The sequence below is a fragment of the Luteibacter sp. GL_149 genome (genome assembly GCF_057834065.1).
Window position 1 is genome coordinate 2017918 of record NZ_CM174395.1, and the last position, 17837, is coordinate 2035754.

The following is a 17837-nucleotide window of genomic DNA, read 5'->3' on the forward strand; positions in this document are numbered from 1 at the left end:
GGGGAGGGCATATGCCGGTTTCCAACAGGATCGCCCGGGCCGTCGCGCTCGCGCTGGCCGCGCTGCCCGGCGCGGTATGGGCGGGGAAGTTCGACTACAACCTGTATGCCGGTATCGAGCACAGCAACAACATCGCCTTGAGCACGAATAATCCCATCTCCGAGAACGTGTTCACGCCGGGGATGGATTTCACGTACACGGAAACCGGATCGAAGATCCAGGCGAATGTGCTCGGTACGCTTCAGTACAACGATTATCTGGGCGGCAAGTTCGACAACCAGACGCAGACCCAGGTCGCCGGGCAGGCCAACTGGACCGTGCTTCCGCAGCGTCTGGATCTTACGGTCGAGGACTATGCGGGCGTTCAGCCCGTCGATTCGCTGGCAAGCAATTCGCCGGGCAACCAGCAGCAGACCAATGTGCTCGCCGTCGGACCGACCCTGCATTTTCGTATGGGCGACTCATTTCGGGGCCAGGCGGAATTGCGCTATATAAACAGCTACGCGTCGAAGGTCGACGAGTTCAATTCGTCGCGCGGTGTCGCGGCACTTCGCCTGTTCCGCGATCTGAACCCGACGGACCAGCTGTCGGTCAATGTCGAAACTCAGCGCGTGAACTTCACCAGCAACACCGCGACGAATTCGAACTACGACCGCAACGAGGCGTATGTTCGGTATACCAGCACGCTGGCCCGATTCGACGCCGACGTACTCGTCGGCGGATCGCAACTGAACTTCGATCATTCGCCCAGCGATTCCAGTCCGCTTGCGCGCGTGTCCATCGACTGGCGCCCCACCACCCGCAGCACGTTTACGGTCAGTGGCGCTTATCAGTACGCGGACGCGGCGCAGGACATGATGCTCAATCCCAGTGCTTCCCTGGCCGACTCGACCTTGACCAGCAGTGGTCTCGGCGGGAGTGCCGGAGGTATTGGCACGGGTAACGCGGTCATCAATTCGCAGGTCTATCTGGAGCGTCGCGCGCAGGTCAGTTACAACTGGCGATCCGACCGTCTGACCTTCACGATCCAGCCCGCGTATCGCAAGCTGCACTATCTCAACGACCCGACCTTCGATCAGGTCGGCAAGGACGTCAGCCTCAGCGTCGGCTACCGGGTCAGTCCCACCATGACGCTTTCCCTGTTCGGCGTGGGCGAACGGCTGCAATACCAGACCCTGGCCCGGCGCGACAATACGATCCGGTTCGGCGCGGACCTCAGTCAGCAGTGGAACCGGCACTGGAGCTGGCACGCGTCGGTGAGCCGCGAACGGCGCAACAGTAACGCCACCGATCAGAGCTATCGCGAAACCCAGATATTCGTCGGCGTGGTGTATCGCCGATGAGCGCGCGCCCGACCCCTGAGTTGCCGTTGTACTTCGGTGCGAACCGGGAACTGTTCGGGCTGTTCCATCCGGTAGAGGCCCCGGCCTCGCATGCCGTTCTGTTGTGCGCACCGTTGGGTCAGGACCATATCCGTTGCCACAGAATCTATCGCCAGCTGGCCAACGCGCTGGCGGCCGACGGTACGCCCGTGCTTCGGTTCGACTATTTCGGTACCGGCGATTCGGCGGGGGACAGCGAAGATATCGACTGGGACCGCTGCGTCGACGATACGGTGGAAGCCGCCAATGAACTGCGCGAGCGCGCGGAAATCGATCGCATCGTGGCGTTCGGTGCGCGTCTTGGCGGCAGCATCGCGGTAGCTGCCTCCGCGGAAGCGCGTTTCAGCAACATTCTCGCGTGGGACCCGGTACTCGACGGCAGCGTTTACGTCGCGCGGATGGATGCCTTGCAGAAATCGCTACGCACCGATTCGCGCCGCTTCATGTCGCCGCGCAGCGAAAGCGATGTGGCCGGGCAGTGGATCGGATTCGCGACAACGACACGATTGCGTTGCCAGCTGGACGAACTGCGACTCGAGGCGGCGGCAGCGCCCACCATGGTGCTGGATTCCCTGGTGGACGCATCGCCGCACTGCTGGGGTCGCCTGGTCGGCGACGAGAGCATGGTGCGCGTGCTCGAACCCGCCACGCCCTGGGACGATCTCGACCGGCTGGAAGTGGCGATCCTGTCCCGTCCCCTGATCCAGACAGTCACCGGCCACGTGCGAGGGACACACTGATGCACGAGCGGGCATTCCGGTTCGGCCGGGCAAGTCATCTCGTCGGCATTGCGGGCATACCCGCCGCGATAGCCAGCGAGACGGGCGTGGTGTTGCTCAATGCCGGTCTGGTCCATCGCATCGGTCCGTTTCGGTTGCATGTGGACCTGACCCGCCGTCTCAATGCGCTGGGTTATGCGACGCTGCGCTTCGACCTGTCCACCGTGGGCGACAGCAGTTCCAGCGGCCAGTCGCAGACGAAACAGGAGCAGGTATGCGCCGATGTGGACGACGCCATGCGTCTGCTGGCCGAGGAAGCCGGATGCACGCGCTTCGTACTGATGGGTCTTTGTTCGGGCGCGCAGAACGCGCACATCGTCGCGTGCACGGACCCCAAGGTGGCCGGTGCGATATTCCTCGACGGTTACGCCTATCGCACGATCGGTTACCGGGTTCGCTACTACGTTCCGAAAATTTTCGATCTGGCGCGCTGGCGTCGCGTGCTTATCCGCGGTTCGCAGGCTGCCACGGATAGACAGAAAGATCCTGACCCCGTCTTCGCAGTGGCGCCTTCGCCGCGCGACGTCGTACGTGCCGACTTCATCGACATGGTTGCGCGCGGCATGAAGATCTTCCTTATCTACAGCGGCGGTATCAGCAACTACTTCAATCACCGCAGACAGTTTCGCGAATGCTTCGGTCCGGTGATGTCGGATGCGCGCGTCACGACCACCTTTGTCCGCGAAAGCGACCATACCTACATTCTCACTGGCGACCGCCACCGTCTCGTCGAACGTATCGAGCAATGGCTGTCCCGTAATTTCCCCGTTCCCGCCGTGGGTACATCCTCATGACTACCGTTCTCGTCACCGGTGGCGCCGGCTATATCGGCAGCCATGTCGTTCAGCAACTGGTCGCGCGTGGCGACCGGGTCGTGGTGGTGGACAATCTTTCGACGGGGTTCCGGGAGGCCGTGCGCGGCGCCGAACTGATTGTCGGCAACGTCGGCGACATGTCTTTGATGACCCGCGTTATCGCGGAGAACGCTGTCGATGCCGTCATGCATTTCGCCGCGCATACCGTCGTGCCCGACTCGGTGGCCGATCCGTTGCGCTACTACGGCAACAATACCTGCAATACGCGTAATCTTCTCGCGGCATGCGCCGATGCGGGCGTCGATAAGTTCATCTTTTCGTCCACGGCCGCCGTCTACGGGCTGACCGACGAAGGCAGCGCCGACGAAGACACGCCGACCCGGCCCATCAACCCCTATGGCACATCGAAGCTGATGTCCGAGACGATGCTTCGGGATCACTGTGCAACGGGTGCCATGCGTCATGTGATCCTGCGCTATTTCAATGTCGCCGGATGCGATCCGCTGGGCCGTATCGGGCATTCGACGCCGCAGGCGACACTGCTGGTCAAGGTGGTCTGCGAACATTCGGTGGGCAAGCGCGCGAGCGTTTCCATTTTCGGTACGGATTATGACACGCCCGACGGCACCGGCATCCGCGACTTCATCCACGTTGAAGATCTGGCCAATGCGCATCTGCGCTCGCTCGATCATCTCAGGAATGACGGCGCATCCGTGACGCTCAACTGTGGCTACGGGCACGGTTACAGCGTTCGCCAGGTGATCGAGGCCGTGCAACGGCTCGGAGGCCGGCCGCTCAATGTGCTGGAGCTGCCGCGTCGGCCCGGCGACCTGCCGATGCTCATCGCGCGGAGCGAGCGCCTGAAGCAGGTACTTGGCTGGCAGCCGCGTTACGACGACCTCGACATCATCGTAGGTACCGCGTTGGCCTGGGAACACCGGTTACTGGATCTGGCCGAACCCATCGCTTCGGTGGCGTGATGCCTCGTTATCCCGCGCTGCTCCTGATAGTCCTGTGTGCTTGCATGACGATGTCGGCGACAGCCGGTGTCGTCGTGCCCGATCAGCGTATCGTCGTGCACCGGAATGCCGGTAGCGAGACGGAACTTCCGGTATCCGTCGGCATACCGTTCGCCCCGGGGCAACTGCGCGATAGCCATCTCCTGCGCATTGTCGATCCGCAAGGTAACGAGGTGGCTTCGGCCGTTGAGTCGACGCTGCGCTGGCACGACAAAGAGGACAGCATCCGCGCCGTGCGCGTGCAGTTCCGCACCCGCATGGATAGCCCGGAGCGTAGTTACTACTTCGCGATGGGCACGCCACGCACCCTCGAGGCGAAAGGCTGGCCATACGCGCAAGGGCTGGTCGATGGCGGAAAAGACGGCAAGCTGCCCGCCGCGCTGGCCACCCTGACCGCGAACTGGCTGTGTGCGTCGCTGATCGCGGGGCCGCAGATACCGGCCCGCGCCGACGAGCCGTATGCGGCATACGTTTCCGCCCAGTTCGCGTGGGCGAAGAAGCTCCCGCGAACCGATCCCACGGCATGGCTTTTCGATCGCCCGTCGACGCTGTTCAAAGCGTACGTCCGCACCGGGCGATACGATTATCTCCAGGCGGCCGAGGCCAGTTACCGCTACTACATGAGCGGTATCCGCCGGGACGGGCTGCCGTTGAGTCCGTCATGCGCGGGCGGCTGGACCTACGGCGATAAACCCTGCGACGTGAAATACGTCTATGTCGAGCCGATCCTGCTGGCGGTAGCGCTGACCGGCGACGACAGCATGCACGACACGCAAACCGTGGACCACATGATGACGCTGTGGGAAAACGGCGGCTGGAATCCGCGCGCCGGTCCCTATCGCGCGCCATCGGACTACTTCACGGAGCGTCTTGCCGGCCTCGGTCTGCTGGAAACCGTGGCTGCGTTCGAGCTGACGGGCGACCCGCGCTATCGCGAACGTATATACGATCGCATCGGCTGGCTCTACGATCACCAGCGCAAGAATCCGGACGGTCTCGGCGACGACGGTTCCTGGCGTAACAGCTGGGATGTCCACGAGAACGACACGTATCACGCCGCGACCGACCTGCGCGGCGCGTCGCCGTGGATGAGCGAGAACATCGTCGACGGCTTGTGGCATGCATGGCTCGCGACCGGCGATCCGCGCATTCCGGGCATGGTCACGGGCTATGGACGCTATCTGGAGCGTTACGGATGGATCGCGCCGGACCTGCTGGTCAGTCCGCACGACTGGCGCAATAGCTGCTCGGGTCCGCGCGGTCAGATCGCATGGTACTGGTCGTCGTCGCATGCGAGTGCGAAGGCATTGACGGCTATACAGGAGTCGGAAGGCTGGTACAGCGATGCCCATACGGTCGAACTGGGGCTGCCCGTCGCCGCCGCGTATTATTTCGAGCGCGATCCGGTGCAGAGCGCCGCGCTGAAGCGCCGTTTCGAATCGCTGTCGACGTCGTACGCGACAGCATGCGCCGCTATCGGCGACACGTTGCGTCGCTTCAACTGGAACAACCGCGGCGCAGGCGCGGCGCAATGGATGATGCGGCAGAAGCCCGGCAGCGGTGCGGGCGAGACGTCGGCGTTTTCGTCGCGCCTGTATGGATCGTCGCCATGAACCGCCGTCTCGCCGTGCTGCGCAGCGTGACCATCGTCTCGGTATCGACGTATATCGAGTACGCGTTGGGCCTGCTCGTCAGCGTTTGGATAGCACGCGCGCTCGGCCCGGCCGATTTCGGACGCTATGCGTTCACCGTCTGGCTTTGCAGCTGGCTTCTCGTGTGCAGTAACCATGCGCTTACGACGTCGTCGACGAAGTTCATCGCCGAGGCCGAAGGGGCGGGGCAGCCCGACGTCGCGTCGCATATCGCCCATCGCCTGGGGCGCATGCAGAACCTGAGTTCGCTCGTCGTTGTCGGCCTGTTCCTTCTCGTCACCGCCTGGCTACGTCCGACCGAGTGGCAGGCATTCCTGTTGCCCGTGACAGTACTTGTCGTCGTGGCCGTCGTCGCTAAAGCCAACTACGCGATGCTTGTCGCCATCGAAAAAGGCCAGGAGCACTTCGAGCCCGAAGCAATCGCAACGGTCGTGGCCGGCATCCTTGGCGTCGGACTGATCGTTGCCGCGACGCTTGCCCATGCGCAGCTGCTTGCCTTCGTCGGTCTGTTTGCCGTGGCTTGCTTGCTGTTGAACCTGATCAACCGGATCGCCTATCGGCGTTACTGCCGTCCCTATGCCGCCGGTCCGATACCAGCGGAGATCGACGCGCGGCTCGGCAAGCACCTGCGCCTGACCGCGGTCCTCGTGCTGATGGGATCGTTCAAGGCCAGTACGATCGAAGTGTTCCTGCTCAATACGTTCGCCACGTCCACAGCGGTGGGTTTTTTCGCCATTGCGGCAACACTGACCCGTGGCGCGGTACAACTTTTCTCCGTGGGTCTCACATCGACCTTGCTTCCGTACATGGCGCGTTCCTATGGCGAGCGGGGGCAGGAGCATGCCGCACGTTTTCTTTCCGAAGCCACCCGGTTTTACTGGGCTACCGGCATCGCCATCGCGGGGCTTGGCGTGATAACGACGCCGGATCTGGTACGACTGATGTACGGCACGCGCTATGTCGAGGCGATTCCCGCGATCGAAGCGACACTCGTGCTGTCCGGGCTGCTCCTGATCGTCAACGGCATTACGGCATTCCAGACGGTGGTGGACCGCCAGGCGGATCGCGTACGCCTCTCCGTGATAGCACTTATCGCCAACGCGGTGCTCGGCATTGCACTCGTGCCGGCGTTCGGCCTGACCGGCGCGGTGCTGACGTATGCGGGTACGCGGCTGACCGAACTCGGACTGGCCGTGTATTACCTGCGACGCGCCACGACGGGTGGTCTGCCAGTGCGTCCGATGGCCAGACTGTTCGCGGTGGGTCTGGGTGCGACGGCCGTGGCGTGGGCGGTGACCGAAGCACTGCCGGGACGTTATGCGTTCGTCGCGGGTGTCGCGATCTTCGTGGGTATTTATATGCCTGCAAGCGTACTCATCCGCTATTGGAACGACGACGACTACCGGTTGATCGGCGCCATTGCCAATCGCCTGGGTGCTCCCGGCCGCTGGCTGTTGCGCGGACTGGCGGTATTGCAGCCGGCCAGCGCCAGGGCGCAGTCATGACGGTCTGCCGCGTACTGGCCGATACGGAATCGCTGCGATCGATGCGCGACCCGCTGGCGACGCTGGCCGAATGGCCGGGCGCGGCATCCGGCATCGTGCAACACCCGGACTGGATACTGTTCGAACTGGATACGCGCCGCGAAGCAACTGCCTTCGTTGTCGTGGTGACCGACGACGAAGGCGCCGTCATCGGCTATGCACCCTTTCTGGCCCAGCACCATCATGCGCGCGTCGCGTTCGGTCGCCGCCACGTATCGATTTACCGTGGACATGCTTTGCGTCTGCTGGGTTCGGGTGTCGTAGCCCGGCAGCGCGATCGCGCCATGGTCGATGCGGTGGTCGCCCGCGCGCTTGGCGACGAACGCAGGGTACGCGTCGTGCGCATTCAAGAGGCAAATCTTCCCAGTACGCTCGCTCTTGCACTGGTGCGAAGCGGGAGGGGTTTCGACACGGTGGCGACGAATTTGCTGGATCAGGTGCAATGGTCGATCGCGCCGCAGTCGTCGCCCGCCGCATGGTTGGCGACGATGGACGCGAAACGCCGTGGAGACCTCACGCGCCGGCTGCGAGGCATGTACAAAAAGCTCGGCGATGGCGCGCATATGCTAACCGTCGATATGGCTGACCAGGTCGATGGGTACGCACGCCTGCTGAACGATGTATACGCAAAGAGCTGGCATGCCAGGGAAGCCCCGATCGACTGGAACGGCTCCGCGCGTCGCCAGCTGTTTGCGCGGTTGGCAAGACAGGGTCAGTTGGTGGGGCATTTGCTGATGAAGGACGACCGCGCGATCGCCTATGTCCATGGCTATCGCATCGGTGGCCGTTATGTACTGGACGATACGGGCTACGACGAGGCGTTCGCATCGATCGGCGTCGGTTCGGCGCTGGTATTCCAGGCCATCTGCGACCTGATGCAACGCTACCCTGGAGAAACCGTCGACTTCGGTTACGGCGACAACCAGTACAAACGCGTGCTCGCGACGGACAGCGCGGCATGCGGATCGCTATATATCGTGCGGGGCATCCGTGCCACGACATGCTTCCGCATCGTCGCGCCGCTACGCTGGTTTTATCGTCGCATGCGTCGCATCAGGAGAAAGCAGGCTCCCGGCTGGGTGGGGGCGTTTCGCTTTCACGATATAGCCTCAGCTTGCCTGCGCGCCGTCCGCGCAAGACGGGCATGAACTCGAATTCCACCCGTACGCCTCTGCCCAGTCGGAAACGGCCACGTCCGAAGATGCGTTCGAACGCGTGGATTTCCTTTTCTTCGACGATGACCTCGGGCTCTCCGTCGTCGGGCCGGATGAACCCGTATCCCTTTCGCCTGTTGTAGTAACCCACGATACCTGCCGTCATGGTGATCTCCGCCTGCCGGTATGCCGCTTCTGTGCACGGGTTGCCGAAAACGTGTCCACCCCCTGTGGGCGAATAATTCGTATTCCATCGCGTTGTTGCAATAGAACGTTCGTTGTAGGTGATGAACAAAAATCTTACATTTGCCTGCTTTTTGCGACAAAAAGGTGAAATACGTAGGGCATCTAAGATTTCATCGATGTTCTGAGTAGGTGACCGCGGCTGGAATAGGCGGTCGACACCTACACAGAGATCAGTTCATGACTACGCATTACAGCGTTCGGGGCCGGATGCCCAAAAAGGGCAGGGTTGCCCGGGGTACGGTCCTTTCGTTGCAGGCGGTATTTGCATGGACTGGCGCCGACCTTGCCAGCGCACAGGCGATCCCGGTCGAAGGTCGTGAGGAAGTCGTTACCGAAAACAGCGATCTTCACTCCTACTATGTGACCGCTAACGGCGTGCTCACCGTGCAGCCGGGCGCGGTGCTCTTTTCGGCCCAGCTCGATGGTTCCACGCTCGATATGACCGGGGCGGCGCTCTACGGTTCGGTCGAACCGAACAGAACATCGGCCGCGATATTCCTTGAAAATAATAGTACCGGCACGATCCGCAGCAGTGCGATTTATGCGTCGACGGGCACGGGTATCAATGTCCGCGACAGTACCTTGCGCATTGAGGGCTCGACAATCGATGCACTGGACGGTGCGCTTCTCCTTTCGCCGGGCCAGCCCCATGGGGACAGCACGTCGCGGGTGGATGTGCTGGATAGTGCGCTGTCGGGCTCGCAAGGCGTGCTCGTAAACCTTGGCAGCGAACTGACCCTGGCGCGTACCAGCGTCCTGGGACGCGATAACGGCACGGAGTTCTCCGGCGTAGGCATCAGCCTGCTCGGCGGCACCGCCGCCATTACCGATGGCAGTACGGTGACGGGCGACAGGAATGGCATAAGGATGTATGCCGATCTTTACACAGGCCCCGAGTACGTCGCCGATGTGACGATCGATAACTCGACGGTCGAAGGCATAGCGGGAAGCGCGATTCTGGTTAACAAGGCGGTGTCCGATCCGGATGTTCCGCTCATCACGGCCAACATCCTTATTGCCAATGGGTCCACGCTCAAGGCTGGCAACGGTCGCCTTGTCGAAGTGGCGCAGGGCAATACGGCCAATCTTACGGTCGATGCGAGTACGCTCGCCGGCGACATCGTGGCGGACGCCGACAGCATCGCCAATGTCACGCTGCGGAACAACGCCAGTCTGACCGGTCGCCTGACCAGCGTGAACGATGTCGCTGTCGACACGGGCGCGCAGCTGACCCTGCTCGAATCGACCCGGGTGAATAACTTCGGCCTCAGTGGCGGCACGGTGAACTTCACGCCGGGCATGGATCATTCGCTTCATGTGGCCGGCGACTTCTCGGGTAGCGGTGGCGTTGTCGGTCTGCAAACCGAACTCAATGCAGGAGGTCCGCTCGGCAGCCAGCATACCGATCGCCTGCTGATCGAAGGCAATGTAACGACCACGGGTACCACGCTGATCGACGTAACGCCTGTCGGTTCGGGTGCGCTTACCGATGCGAACCGGAACGGTACGATCGAAGCGAACGAAGGTATTTCGCTGGTGCAGGTAGGTGGTGCGTCGCGCGCCGATGCGTTTGCACTGAAGGGCGGTTATGTGGCCGTCGGTCCGTGGCAGTACGACCTGAAGGCATTCGGTCCGGGGGAAACCGATCCGTCGCAGAACCTGCTGGAAGGCGGTGCCCTGAACTGGGATTACCGCCTTGGCAATAAGTACGTCTGCGAGAACGATTGCGACCCTGTCGACCCTGTCGATCCGGTAGACCCTGTCGATCCGGTAGATCCCGGCACGCGCCCCGCGGTCGTGCCGCAGGTGCCCTCGTACATCGTCGCCTCCACGGCGCTGATGAACTACGGCAACCTCATGGTCGACACGTTGCATCAGCGGCTGGGCGATATTCGCGAGAAGAGTCCGGCCGATGGCCTGGGCGGCGAAGTGTTCGCTCGCTACGTGGGCGCACAGCAGAAATATACGTCGAACGTGGCCTTCAAGGACTACGGTTATAACTTCGATCAGCAGAGCAATGCGCTGCAGATTGGCGGCAGCATTATTTCGTACAACGCCGATCGCGGTACGTTGCGCGCCGGTTGGGCGGTCGATCACGGTACGACGCGCGTCACACCGAATGCAGCCGACGGCGCGAGCCGCTCGAAATATACGAGCAACGGCGTCGGCGCATGGCTGACCTGGCAGGCGGACAACGGGTTCTACGTCGATGCCGTTGTGGCCGGGTCGCGCTATCGCGGCGACGTCAGTACGGACCTGCGCGGCAGCGACGTGGCGACTTTGCGCGCCAAGGGCTGGACGGCGTCGATCGAAACGGGCTATCCGTTCGCACTGAACGAAAACTGGACTCTCGAACCGCAGCTTCAGGTCAAGCGGCAGACGTTGAGCTTCGACGACATCCGCGATGTGGATGGACTGGATACGCGCGTGGAACGAACCTCGCGTACCGTGGCGCGGGCGGGCGCACTGCTGAAGCATCACGGCAATCCGCGATTTTCGCCATATATGCGTCTCGACCTGAATGCGTTCTTTGGTGGCACCGGTCGTATCGATGTGGCGAGCGAGGGATGGAAGTCCTCCGATACCTTCAAGTCTGGCAAGGGCGGTACGGGCTACCGCGTCGGCGCGGGTGTCACCAGTCAGCTGACGCGCCGGCTTTCGCTTTACGGAGAAGGCAATTACGAGCATCAGTTCGGCCGCTTCGGCGTGCGCGGATGGTCGGCCAATCTCGGTATTCGCATGACCTTCTGAGACGCGCCTACAACCGATGGTCGATGTGAATAGTTTTTTCATTGGCCGATGCTGGGGCCGGCGGGCTGGCCGCTGGCACAAGCGGAGGTCGGTATGGGGAAGCGTCGCGTCACCTCAGCGGACAGGACGGACAAAACGGGACCATTCCGGCGGGGACTCCTGTATTCCTCCGTTGTTCTTGCATACGCGGCGATACCGCCGTTGCATGCCCAGACCGCGCCGATCGTGGTCGACAATCGTACTGAAAACGTAACGGATGCCACGCCGACCGAGTCTTATGACGTTATCAATGGAGGCGTCCTCGATGTGTCGACCGGAGGGCAGACCCACCAGGTCACGATCGATGCATCGACGCTTACCATGGCGGGCGCCACGGTCTATGGAAACGACCTGGCGCATTCGGGATTTCCCGTCATCAGGTTGTTCGATAGCACAGGGAGTATCGCCGACAGTACGATCTCCGCCCCCCTGGGCGCGGGCATCGACGCGCGCGACAGCGTACTCAGCTTGGCTCATACGACGATGGATGCACAGGGCGTCGCGTTGTACCTTTCGGCGGGTGGAGCGCACGCCGTGGACAGTACGTCGCGGGTCACCGTTACCGATAGCGTTCTGGCGGGCAACGGCGGTGCCTTTGTCGTGGCGGGTGCCGACCTGTCGCTTGCACGCACGACGCTTTTGGGCCGCGACGACGGTAGCGATCTTTCGGGTACGGGTCTGAGCCTTCTCGGGGGAACGACGAGGGTGACCGATGGCAGTACGATCACCGGCGACCGGAATGGCGCGCGCATTTTTGCGGACACCTTCGAGGGTATCGACTATTCGGCGACGCTCCTGATCGATCGTTCGAGCGTCACAGGCAGTACCGGTTCCGCGATCCTCGTCAACAAGATTTTCGAGGATCCGGATATTCCGGTGATAACGGCCAACATCACGGTGGCCAATGGCTCGTCGCTGAGTGGCGGTAATGGTCGTCTGCTTGAGGTTGCCGACGGCAGCACGGCGTATCTGACCGTGGATAACAGCGTATTGACGGGGGATGTGTTTGCCGATGCCGCCAGCGTCGCCGACCTGACCATGCGCAACCAGGCCCAATGGACCGGCCATCTGGACGGCGTGCGCAATGTGTCGCTGAGCGGCGGCTCGACGTTGACCCTGGCGGACTCCACGCGCGTGCTTGGCTCGTTCGACCTCAACGACACCAGCCTCGTTCATTTCGTGCCCGGTATCGATCGCACGCTGCGTGTCGCGCACGATTTTTCGGGCAACGGCGGTACGCTTGGCCTGGAAACCGAACTCAACGCCGGCGGTGCGCTGAGCGATCAGCATACCGATCGTTTGTTGATCGAGGGAAACGTGACCAGCACGGGCACGACGCTGATCGACGTTAAGCCTGCGGGCGTCGGTGCGCTGACCGATCTGAACCAGACCGGCCAGATCGAGGCGAACGAGGGCATATCGCTCGTCCAGGTAGGAGGCTCGTCGCGAGCGGACGCTTTCGCAATCAAGGGAACCTATGTGGCCGTCGGCCCGTGGCGCTACGAACTGGCCGTGTTCGGTCCGGGCCAGACGCATCCGGCGCAAAATCTTCTGGAGGGCGGCACGCTCAACTGGGACTATCGTCTGGCCAATAAGTACGTTTGCCAGACCGACTGTGGCGGCCCCGTCGAGCCGCCGGGACCCGATCCGGAACCCTGTGAGGTAACGGGTACGTGCGTACCGCCTGTTCGTCCCGACCCGCCGCCGATCTTCCGTCCGGAGATCGTGCCTCAGGTGCCTTCCTATATCGTCGCGCCGACCGCGTTGCTCTCGTACGGGAACCTGATGGTCGACACCTTGCACCGGCGCCTCGGGGATATCCGCGGGACGCCAACGCCGGACGGTACCAGCGGCGAAGTGTTCGCGCGTTACATCGGCAGTCAGCAAAGTTATACGACGAACGTCGGCTTCAGCAGTTTCGGTTACGACTTCGATCAACAGATCAATGCACTGCAACTCGGCGGCAGCGTGATTTCGACGATGTCGGATGCCGGTACGTTTCGCGCCGGCTGGGCGCTGGATCATGGCACCACGCGTATTACGCCGCATGCGGCCGATGGCGACAGCCATGCGCGTTATACCAGCAGCGGCATCGGTGCATGGATGACGTGGCAGGCGGACAACGGATTCTTCGTCGATGCCGTTGTGGCCGGTTCGCGGTATCGCGGCGACGTGGGGACCGATGCTCGCGGAAGCGACGTAGCTACCGTCCGGGCAAAAGGCTGGATAGCGTCGGTGGAAACCGGTTACGCCATCGGGCTCGGCAGAAACTGGACCATCGAACCTCAGGTGCAGTTGAAGCGGCAGTCATTGTCTTTCGACGATATCCACGATGTGGACGGCTTGCTTGCGAACCTAGGGACAGCCAGTCAGACCGTAGGACGTGTTGGCGCATTGCTCAGCTACGGTGGAACGTCGCGCTTCGTTCCCTACGCGCGTTTCGATCTGAATAAGACGTGGGGCGGACAGACGGATATCAATGTCTCCAGTACCGAATGGAAAGCCCAGCAAGGGTTCTTCTCGGGGAAGGTGGGTACCGGCTATCGTGTCGGTGCGGGCATCACCAGCCAGCTGACGCGTCGTCTGTCGGTCTACGGGGAAGGCAACTACGAGCACCAGTTCGCCAGCTTCGGCGTGCGCGCCTGGTCGTTGACCGCGGGACTCCGGTTCAACTTCTGACCCCGTTATGCGGCCGGCACGCTCCGCTGGGGCGTGCCGACCGTTCCGTATCGGACATCCTTGTCCTTTCTATCGTGCCCTTTTTCTATGCGGGCCTTGTATCGATCGCCATTATGACCTCGTTGGTGCCCGGCGTGGTTCCGGCGGCGTTTGTTATGGAGAACAGAATGTAACCGGTACCATAACCGCCGTAAGCCGGAGCATTCAGTGCGAGCAGGCTCGCCGCCGGGATGTGCAGCGTCGAGCTGCCGTTCACTTCACCTGCCGGTACGGAATAGGGCGGGATAGGTGTGTCGGAACCGACGACGACCGGGTCGGTTATGGGCGAGTCGTAGTCGTCTCTCGACGAGAACCTGATTTCGATGATGTCGCCCACAGTCTTGTTCTTGTAGTGTTCGAATACGACGTCGGTACCGTTGCCCTTGGTGATCTCGTTGATGCCGACGACCCATTCGTCATAGAACGGGTCGTAGAATGCCACGGGGGTGAGCGTGGGCGAACTGAGCGTGCCGCCACCGGGAAGTTCGGCGTTGCTCTTGACGGTGACCGTCTGGTCCGGGCTGGTGGCGAAATTGGATGCGCCCGGTGGAACCGCGAGCTTTCGTTCCACGACGTACGTCAGTACGACGGAAGGGCTCAATGCAAACGAGGTGAGATCGGCGGGGGTGACCTTCAGGATCAGATCGGCCTTCACCGCGACATCCGTAGCCAGAACGGTATAGGTGGTCGCCGTCGGGTTGTTACCCAGTCTGATCGTGATGATGTCGCCAGCCTTGAAGGCATCCACAGCGGGCGTATCGGTGTTGAACCATGGGACGATGACCGTGGCGCCCGTGGTGCCCGTTGCCTTGTCGGCGTCCGAAATGATGTTGTCCGCTTCCGCGCTGCTGTCGCCATTGATGATGGCGGGCTGGAGTCTTTCGTTCCACGGGGTCTCCGGGTCGGGATCCGGGTCGCCGCCACCCGCGGCGTCGAGGTTGACGATGACCTGGTATGTGCCCGATTCGCCCAGGAAGGTCGTCTGGTCGCTGCTGTAGAGCTTGTAGGTAATGTTGAACGTGCCGCTGCCACGGAGGAACACCTCGGCGGCAGAGACCGTGATGGGGAATGCGGTGTTGGTCGTCGGGACCGCAACTTTTCCGAGTTCCTTTCCGTCCCATACCACTGCGACGTACTGACCCTGCAATACGCTGGCATTGGCCGGAATATTTACGTGGACGCCCAGGCGGGCTTCGGCGTCGATGATGGCGCCGTCGTTTTCCTGTTCGGCGGCTGTTGGCGGTGCCAGCACGCCCGGATCTTCGGCGAGGAAGGAGGTGATGTAGAACTCGGCCGAAAGAGGGGAGAGATTTCCGGCGCGATCCAGCACTTTGTATTGAAGGTTAAGCCTCTTTGCCGGCGCCGCGGCGACCGAAGCGGCCGTTAGCTGAACCTGGGTCCAGGCGACGACGACCCGTCTCACATTGGATGCTTCGGCGGCCGTCACGGACCGTGTTTGTTCGACACCATTGATGAACACGATGAAGACATCGCCCGGTGCCGGATAGGACATGGGATCGCTGCCACCATAGGCCCCGATAAGGCCCTCGACCTGAGTTCTCGTGGCGTTGAACCAGCTTGAGGTCAGACCGTCGATAACCTCCTGTGGAACACCCGCGGGCGGGGGCAGGGTATCGGGCGATCCTGCATAGTGGAGATCGACGGCCGCCGGAGTGACGGGGCTGGTGTAGGCGTTTCCCGGGCTGGCGTAGGGTGTGAGTCTGGCCGTGAGGCTCACGGACCGCTCGGGACGCGGTGCTGCCCACGTAAGGGAAACCGTCTGGTCTCCCTGTGCGTTGATAACGACAGCGGCACCCACAGGCACACCATCCACGAGCAGCTGAAGCCGGTCGCGCCTTGCTCCACTTGTGATGGCAACCGTGAGCACCAGGTCGATGAGCTCCTGATCTTTCTTGAGCAGGCCGTCTGCTGTACCAGAGGGAGGAAGTGGTGCGAGGGCCGCCGCGGGAATGACCGGAGCGGCCACGGTCGGGGTGGCTCGGGGGGTTGTTGCCATATCCGTATCCTCTTTTAGATTCGTACGATGTGTAGTGCCGGCAGGCAACGTGTCGTGGCCCGGGCGGGAGAGCTGCGCGTCGTCGTGCAAGGCACGTGGCGCGTAGCGAATGATGTCCGCAAAGCAATCGCGGCCTGTCAGGCAAGCGTTGCTACGATCGCAGGCGATTCCTGGCGTCCGCTTCCGTCGAGCTTTTTCTCGACGACGAAGGTCAGGGTGACGAGGTGATTACCGAGGGCAAGCTCGTTCTGGATGAATGCCTTGGTCACATAGGTGTTGACCGGAACCAGCGGGCTCGCGTCCTGCTTCGGCGATTCGAAGGTGCGGCCCGCAGCTCCCGTACACTTCAGCCATGCCCGGTATTCGGACCAGGCGGGCTGGTCCGCGTCGGTATGAATCACGACGACCGAGGGCTCGGTCAGTCTTGCGACGACCACCCTGCCGGCGATATCCATGGCTGGCCAGAAGGGGCCGATGGGAAGGCGCAACTGTCCCGCTACCGGACCGGTAATAGTCAGGCTGGCAATGCCCGATGTGCCCTTGAGCACGGCACCCGGTCCTTCGACCTTGTAGAAAAAGGTGGCGCTGCCCTGGGCGAGTGCGGCGAGCGTGGCATTGGGAATCGCGAAGTTCAGCGTCGGTGTGGCGCCGACGATCTGCGGCGGGACGGGAAACGGCGTGGGGACACCGCCACTGGTCAGTCCGTTCCAGAACAGCGTCACGGTATCGCCGGCGACGATACCCGTCTGCTTGACATAAACGACGGCCGTGCCCGGTCGTCCGCCGAGATCCGGAACATTGAGGGCGCCGGTCGGCGCTTCGGCGAGATACGGCGGGTCGAAAAGCCGGGTACTGGCGGAGACGTTGACCGGCGTCTCCAGCGAATACTCCGACCAGTTGTCGACGATATCGAAGATGTCGTAGTAGACCGGCAGGGCGGGATTATCGAGACCTTCGATGATCGTCGCTTCCGTAATGTGTACGGTGGTGGGCTGTCCGACGACCAGTGCCGCGGGATCGACGGCAACCTTCACCTTGTCGCTCCAGAAGATGGTCAGCTTGTCCCCGACGGCCATGTTGGGCCAGGGCGGCACAATGACATCGACGCCGGCTGCCGCCTGGGCCATGTCGATCGTTGCCGGAATGACCTGCGGTGCCAGGAGCCTGGGGTTCACGTCCGAGCCGCCCAGTTCCGGATTGCCCGGTGCGTCGACCTTCACAGTGATGAAAATTTCCGGCGAAGGAAGTGGCTGGTCCGGAAGGCGTGCACGGTAGAAGTTGTACAGACACTTCTTGTTGCCGGATCCTGCGCGCCGGATGTCAGCGCTGGTCATCGGTACGGTCGCGAAGGTGGTGTGGCCTTCGATAGTGGCTGTCCCGATCGATACCGGCGGATCGTCCCAGAGGACTTCCAGCGTGTCGCCGACGTCGAATGACTGATACGGGCCGATCAGCAGGGCAATCGTCGGATTGGCCAGGTCGGTCAGATTGATGCCGCCGTGCGCTTCGATGCTTGGAATCCGGGGGACGGGTAAGGCAAGCGGAGCGATATCCGTAGCGGCCGCGTCGATCGGCATCGGGGTTCCGGAGGGTGACGATAAGCGGTTCTTGGAGCGTGATGACAGCATCTTCTCGTCCTCTGGTTTCGTTCCGACGCACGTTGAACGGTGGCGAGGCCGCACTTCACCTACGCATCGACACAACGTCGATACGGCAGGAGG

At 62.3% G+C, this 17837-nt stretch carries 12 protein-coding genes; 9 read left to right on the forward strand and 3 right to left on the reverse strand.

The genetic code is table 11. The annotated features are described in order from the left end of the window. Positions 1–11: 11 nt before the first annotated feature. Genes AC3IR3_RS09275 through AC3IR3_RS09305 form a run of 7 tightly spaced genes read left to right on the forward strand, consistent with a single transcriptional unit; the run spans position 12 to position 8339 of the window. On the forward strand, positions 12–1343 hold the full coding sequence (locus AC3IR3_RS09275) for an outer membrane beta-barrel protein (RefSeq protein WP_489196591.1): 1332 nt from the start codon (positions 12–14) through the stop codon (positions 1341–1343). Further along, positions 1340–2122, forward strand: a complete 783-nt coding sequence (locus tag AC3IR3_RS09280; RefSeq protein WP_489196592.1) for an alpha/beta fold hydrolase — start codon at positions 1340–1342, stop codon at positions 2120–2122. The genes AC3IR3_RS09275 and AC3IR3_RS09280 overlap by 4 nt, the downstream gene beginning before the upstream one ends. Next, a complete protein-coding gene (locus AC3IR3_RS09285; RefSeq protein WP_489196593.1) occupies positions 2122–2955 on the forward strand; it encodes an alpha/beta fold hydrolase in 834 nt (277 codons plus the stop codon). The genes AC3IR3_RS09280 and AC3IR3_RS09285 overlap by 1 nt, the downstream gene beginning before the upstream one ends. Then, positions 2952–3956, forward strand: a complete 1005-nt coding sequence (gene galE, locus AC3IR3_RS09290; protein WP_489196594.1) for a UDP-glucose 4-epimerase GalE — start codon at positions 2952–2954, stop codon at positions 3954–3956. Before AC3IR3_RS09285 ends, galE begins: the two co-directional genes overlap by 4 nt. Then, on the forward strand, positions 3956–5608 hold the full coding sequence (locus tag AC3IR3_RS09295) for a hypothetical protein (protein WP_489196595.1): 1653 nt from the start codon (positions 3956–3958) through the stop codon (positions 5606–5608). Before galE ends, AC3IR3_RS09295 begins: the two co-directional genes overlap by 1 nt. Continuing rightward, the gene (locus AC3IR3_RS09300) at positions 5605–7152 is read left to right on the forward strand and encodes an oligosaccharide flippase family protein (protein ID WP_489196596.1); all 1548 of its coding nucleotides are present in this window, start codon (positions 5605–5607) and stop codon (positions 7150–7152) included. Before AC3IR3_RS09295 ends, AC3IR3_RS09300 begins: the two co-directional genes overlap by 4 nt. Further along, on the forward strand, positions 7149–8339 hold the full coding sequence (locus AC3IR3_RS09305) for a GNAT family N-acetyltransferase (RefSeq protein ID WP_489196597.1): 1191 nt from the start codon (positions 7149–7151) through the stop codon (positions 8337–8339). Before AC3IR3_RS09300 ends, AC3IR3_RS09305 begins: the two co-directional genes overlap by 4 nt. Here AC3IR3_RS09305 and AC3IR3_RS09310 read toward each other — a convergent pair. Beyond that, on the reverse strand, positions 8245–8511 hold the full coding sequence (locus AC3IR3_RS09310; RefSeq protein WP_489196900.1) for a cold-shock protein: 267 nt from the start codon (positions 8509–8511) through the stop codon (positions 8245–8247). The genes AC3IR3_RS09305 and AC3IR3_RS09310 overlap by 95 nt on opposite strands. Positions 8512–8768: 257 nt before the next feature. Here AC3IR3_RS09310 and AC3IR3_RS09315 point away from each other — a divergent pair, with 257 nt between their 5' ends. Both AC3IR3_RS09315 and AC3IR3_RS09320 read left to right on the forward strand, forming a co-directional pair. Beyond that, positions 8769–11342, forward strand: a complete 2574-nt coding sequence (locus tag AC3IR3_RS09315) for an autotransporter family protein (RefSeq protein ID WP_489196598.1) — start codon at positions 8769–8771, stop codon at positions 11340–11342. 201 nt (positions 11343–11543) lie between these two features. Continuing rightward, the gene (locus tag AC3IR3_RS09320) at positions 11544–14060 is read left to right on the forward strand and encodes an autotransporter family protein (protein ID WP_489196599.1); all 2517 of its coding nucleotides are present in this window, start codon (positions 11544–11546) and stop codon (positions 14058–14060) included. 85 nt (positions 14061–14145) lie between these two features. Here AC3IR3_RS09320 and AC3IR3_RS09325 read toward each other — a convergent pair whose 3' ends face one another. Together AC3IR3_RS09325 and AC3IR3_RS09330 are read right to left on the reverse strand one after the other, a co-directional pair. Continuing rightward, complete coding sequence (locus AC3IR3_RS09325; protein ID WP_489196600.1) at positions 14146–16116, reverse strand: hypothetical protein; 1971 nt, start codon at positions 16114–16116, stop codon at positions 14146–14148. A 137-nt stretch (positions 16117–16253) separates the two neighbouring features. Beyond that, positions 16254–17693 carry a hypothetical protein gene (locus tag AC3IR3_RS09330; protein WP_489196601.1) on the reverse strand — a complete coding sequence of 480 codons (1440 nt, stop codon included), beginning with the start codon at positions 17691–17693 and terminating at the stop codon, positions 16254–16256. Positions 17694–17837 lie beyond the last annotated feature (144 nt).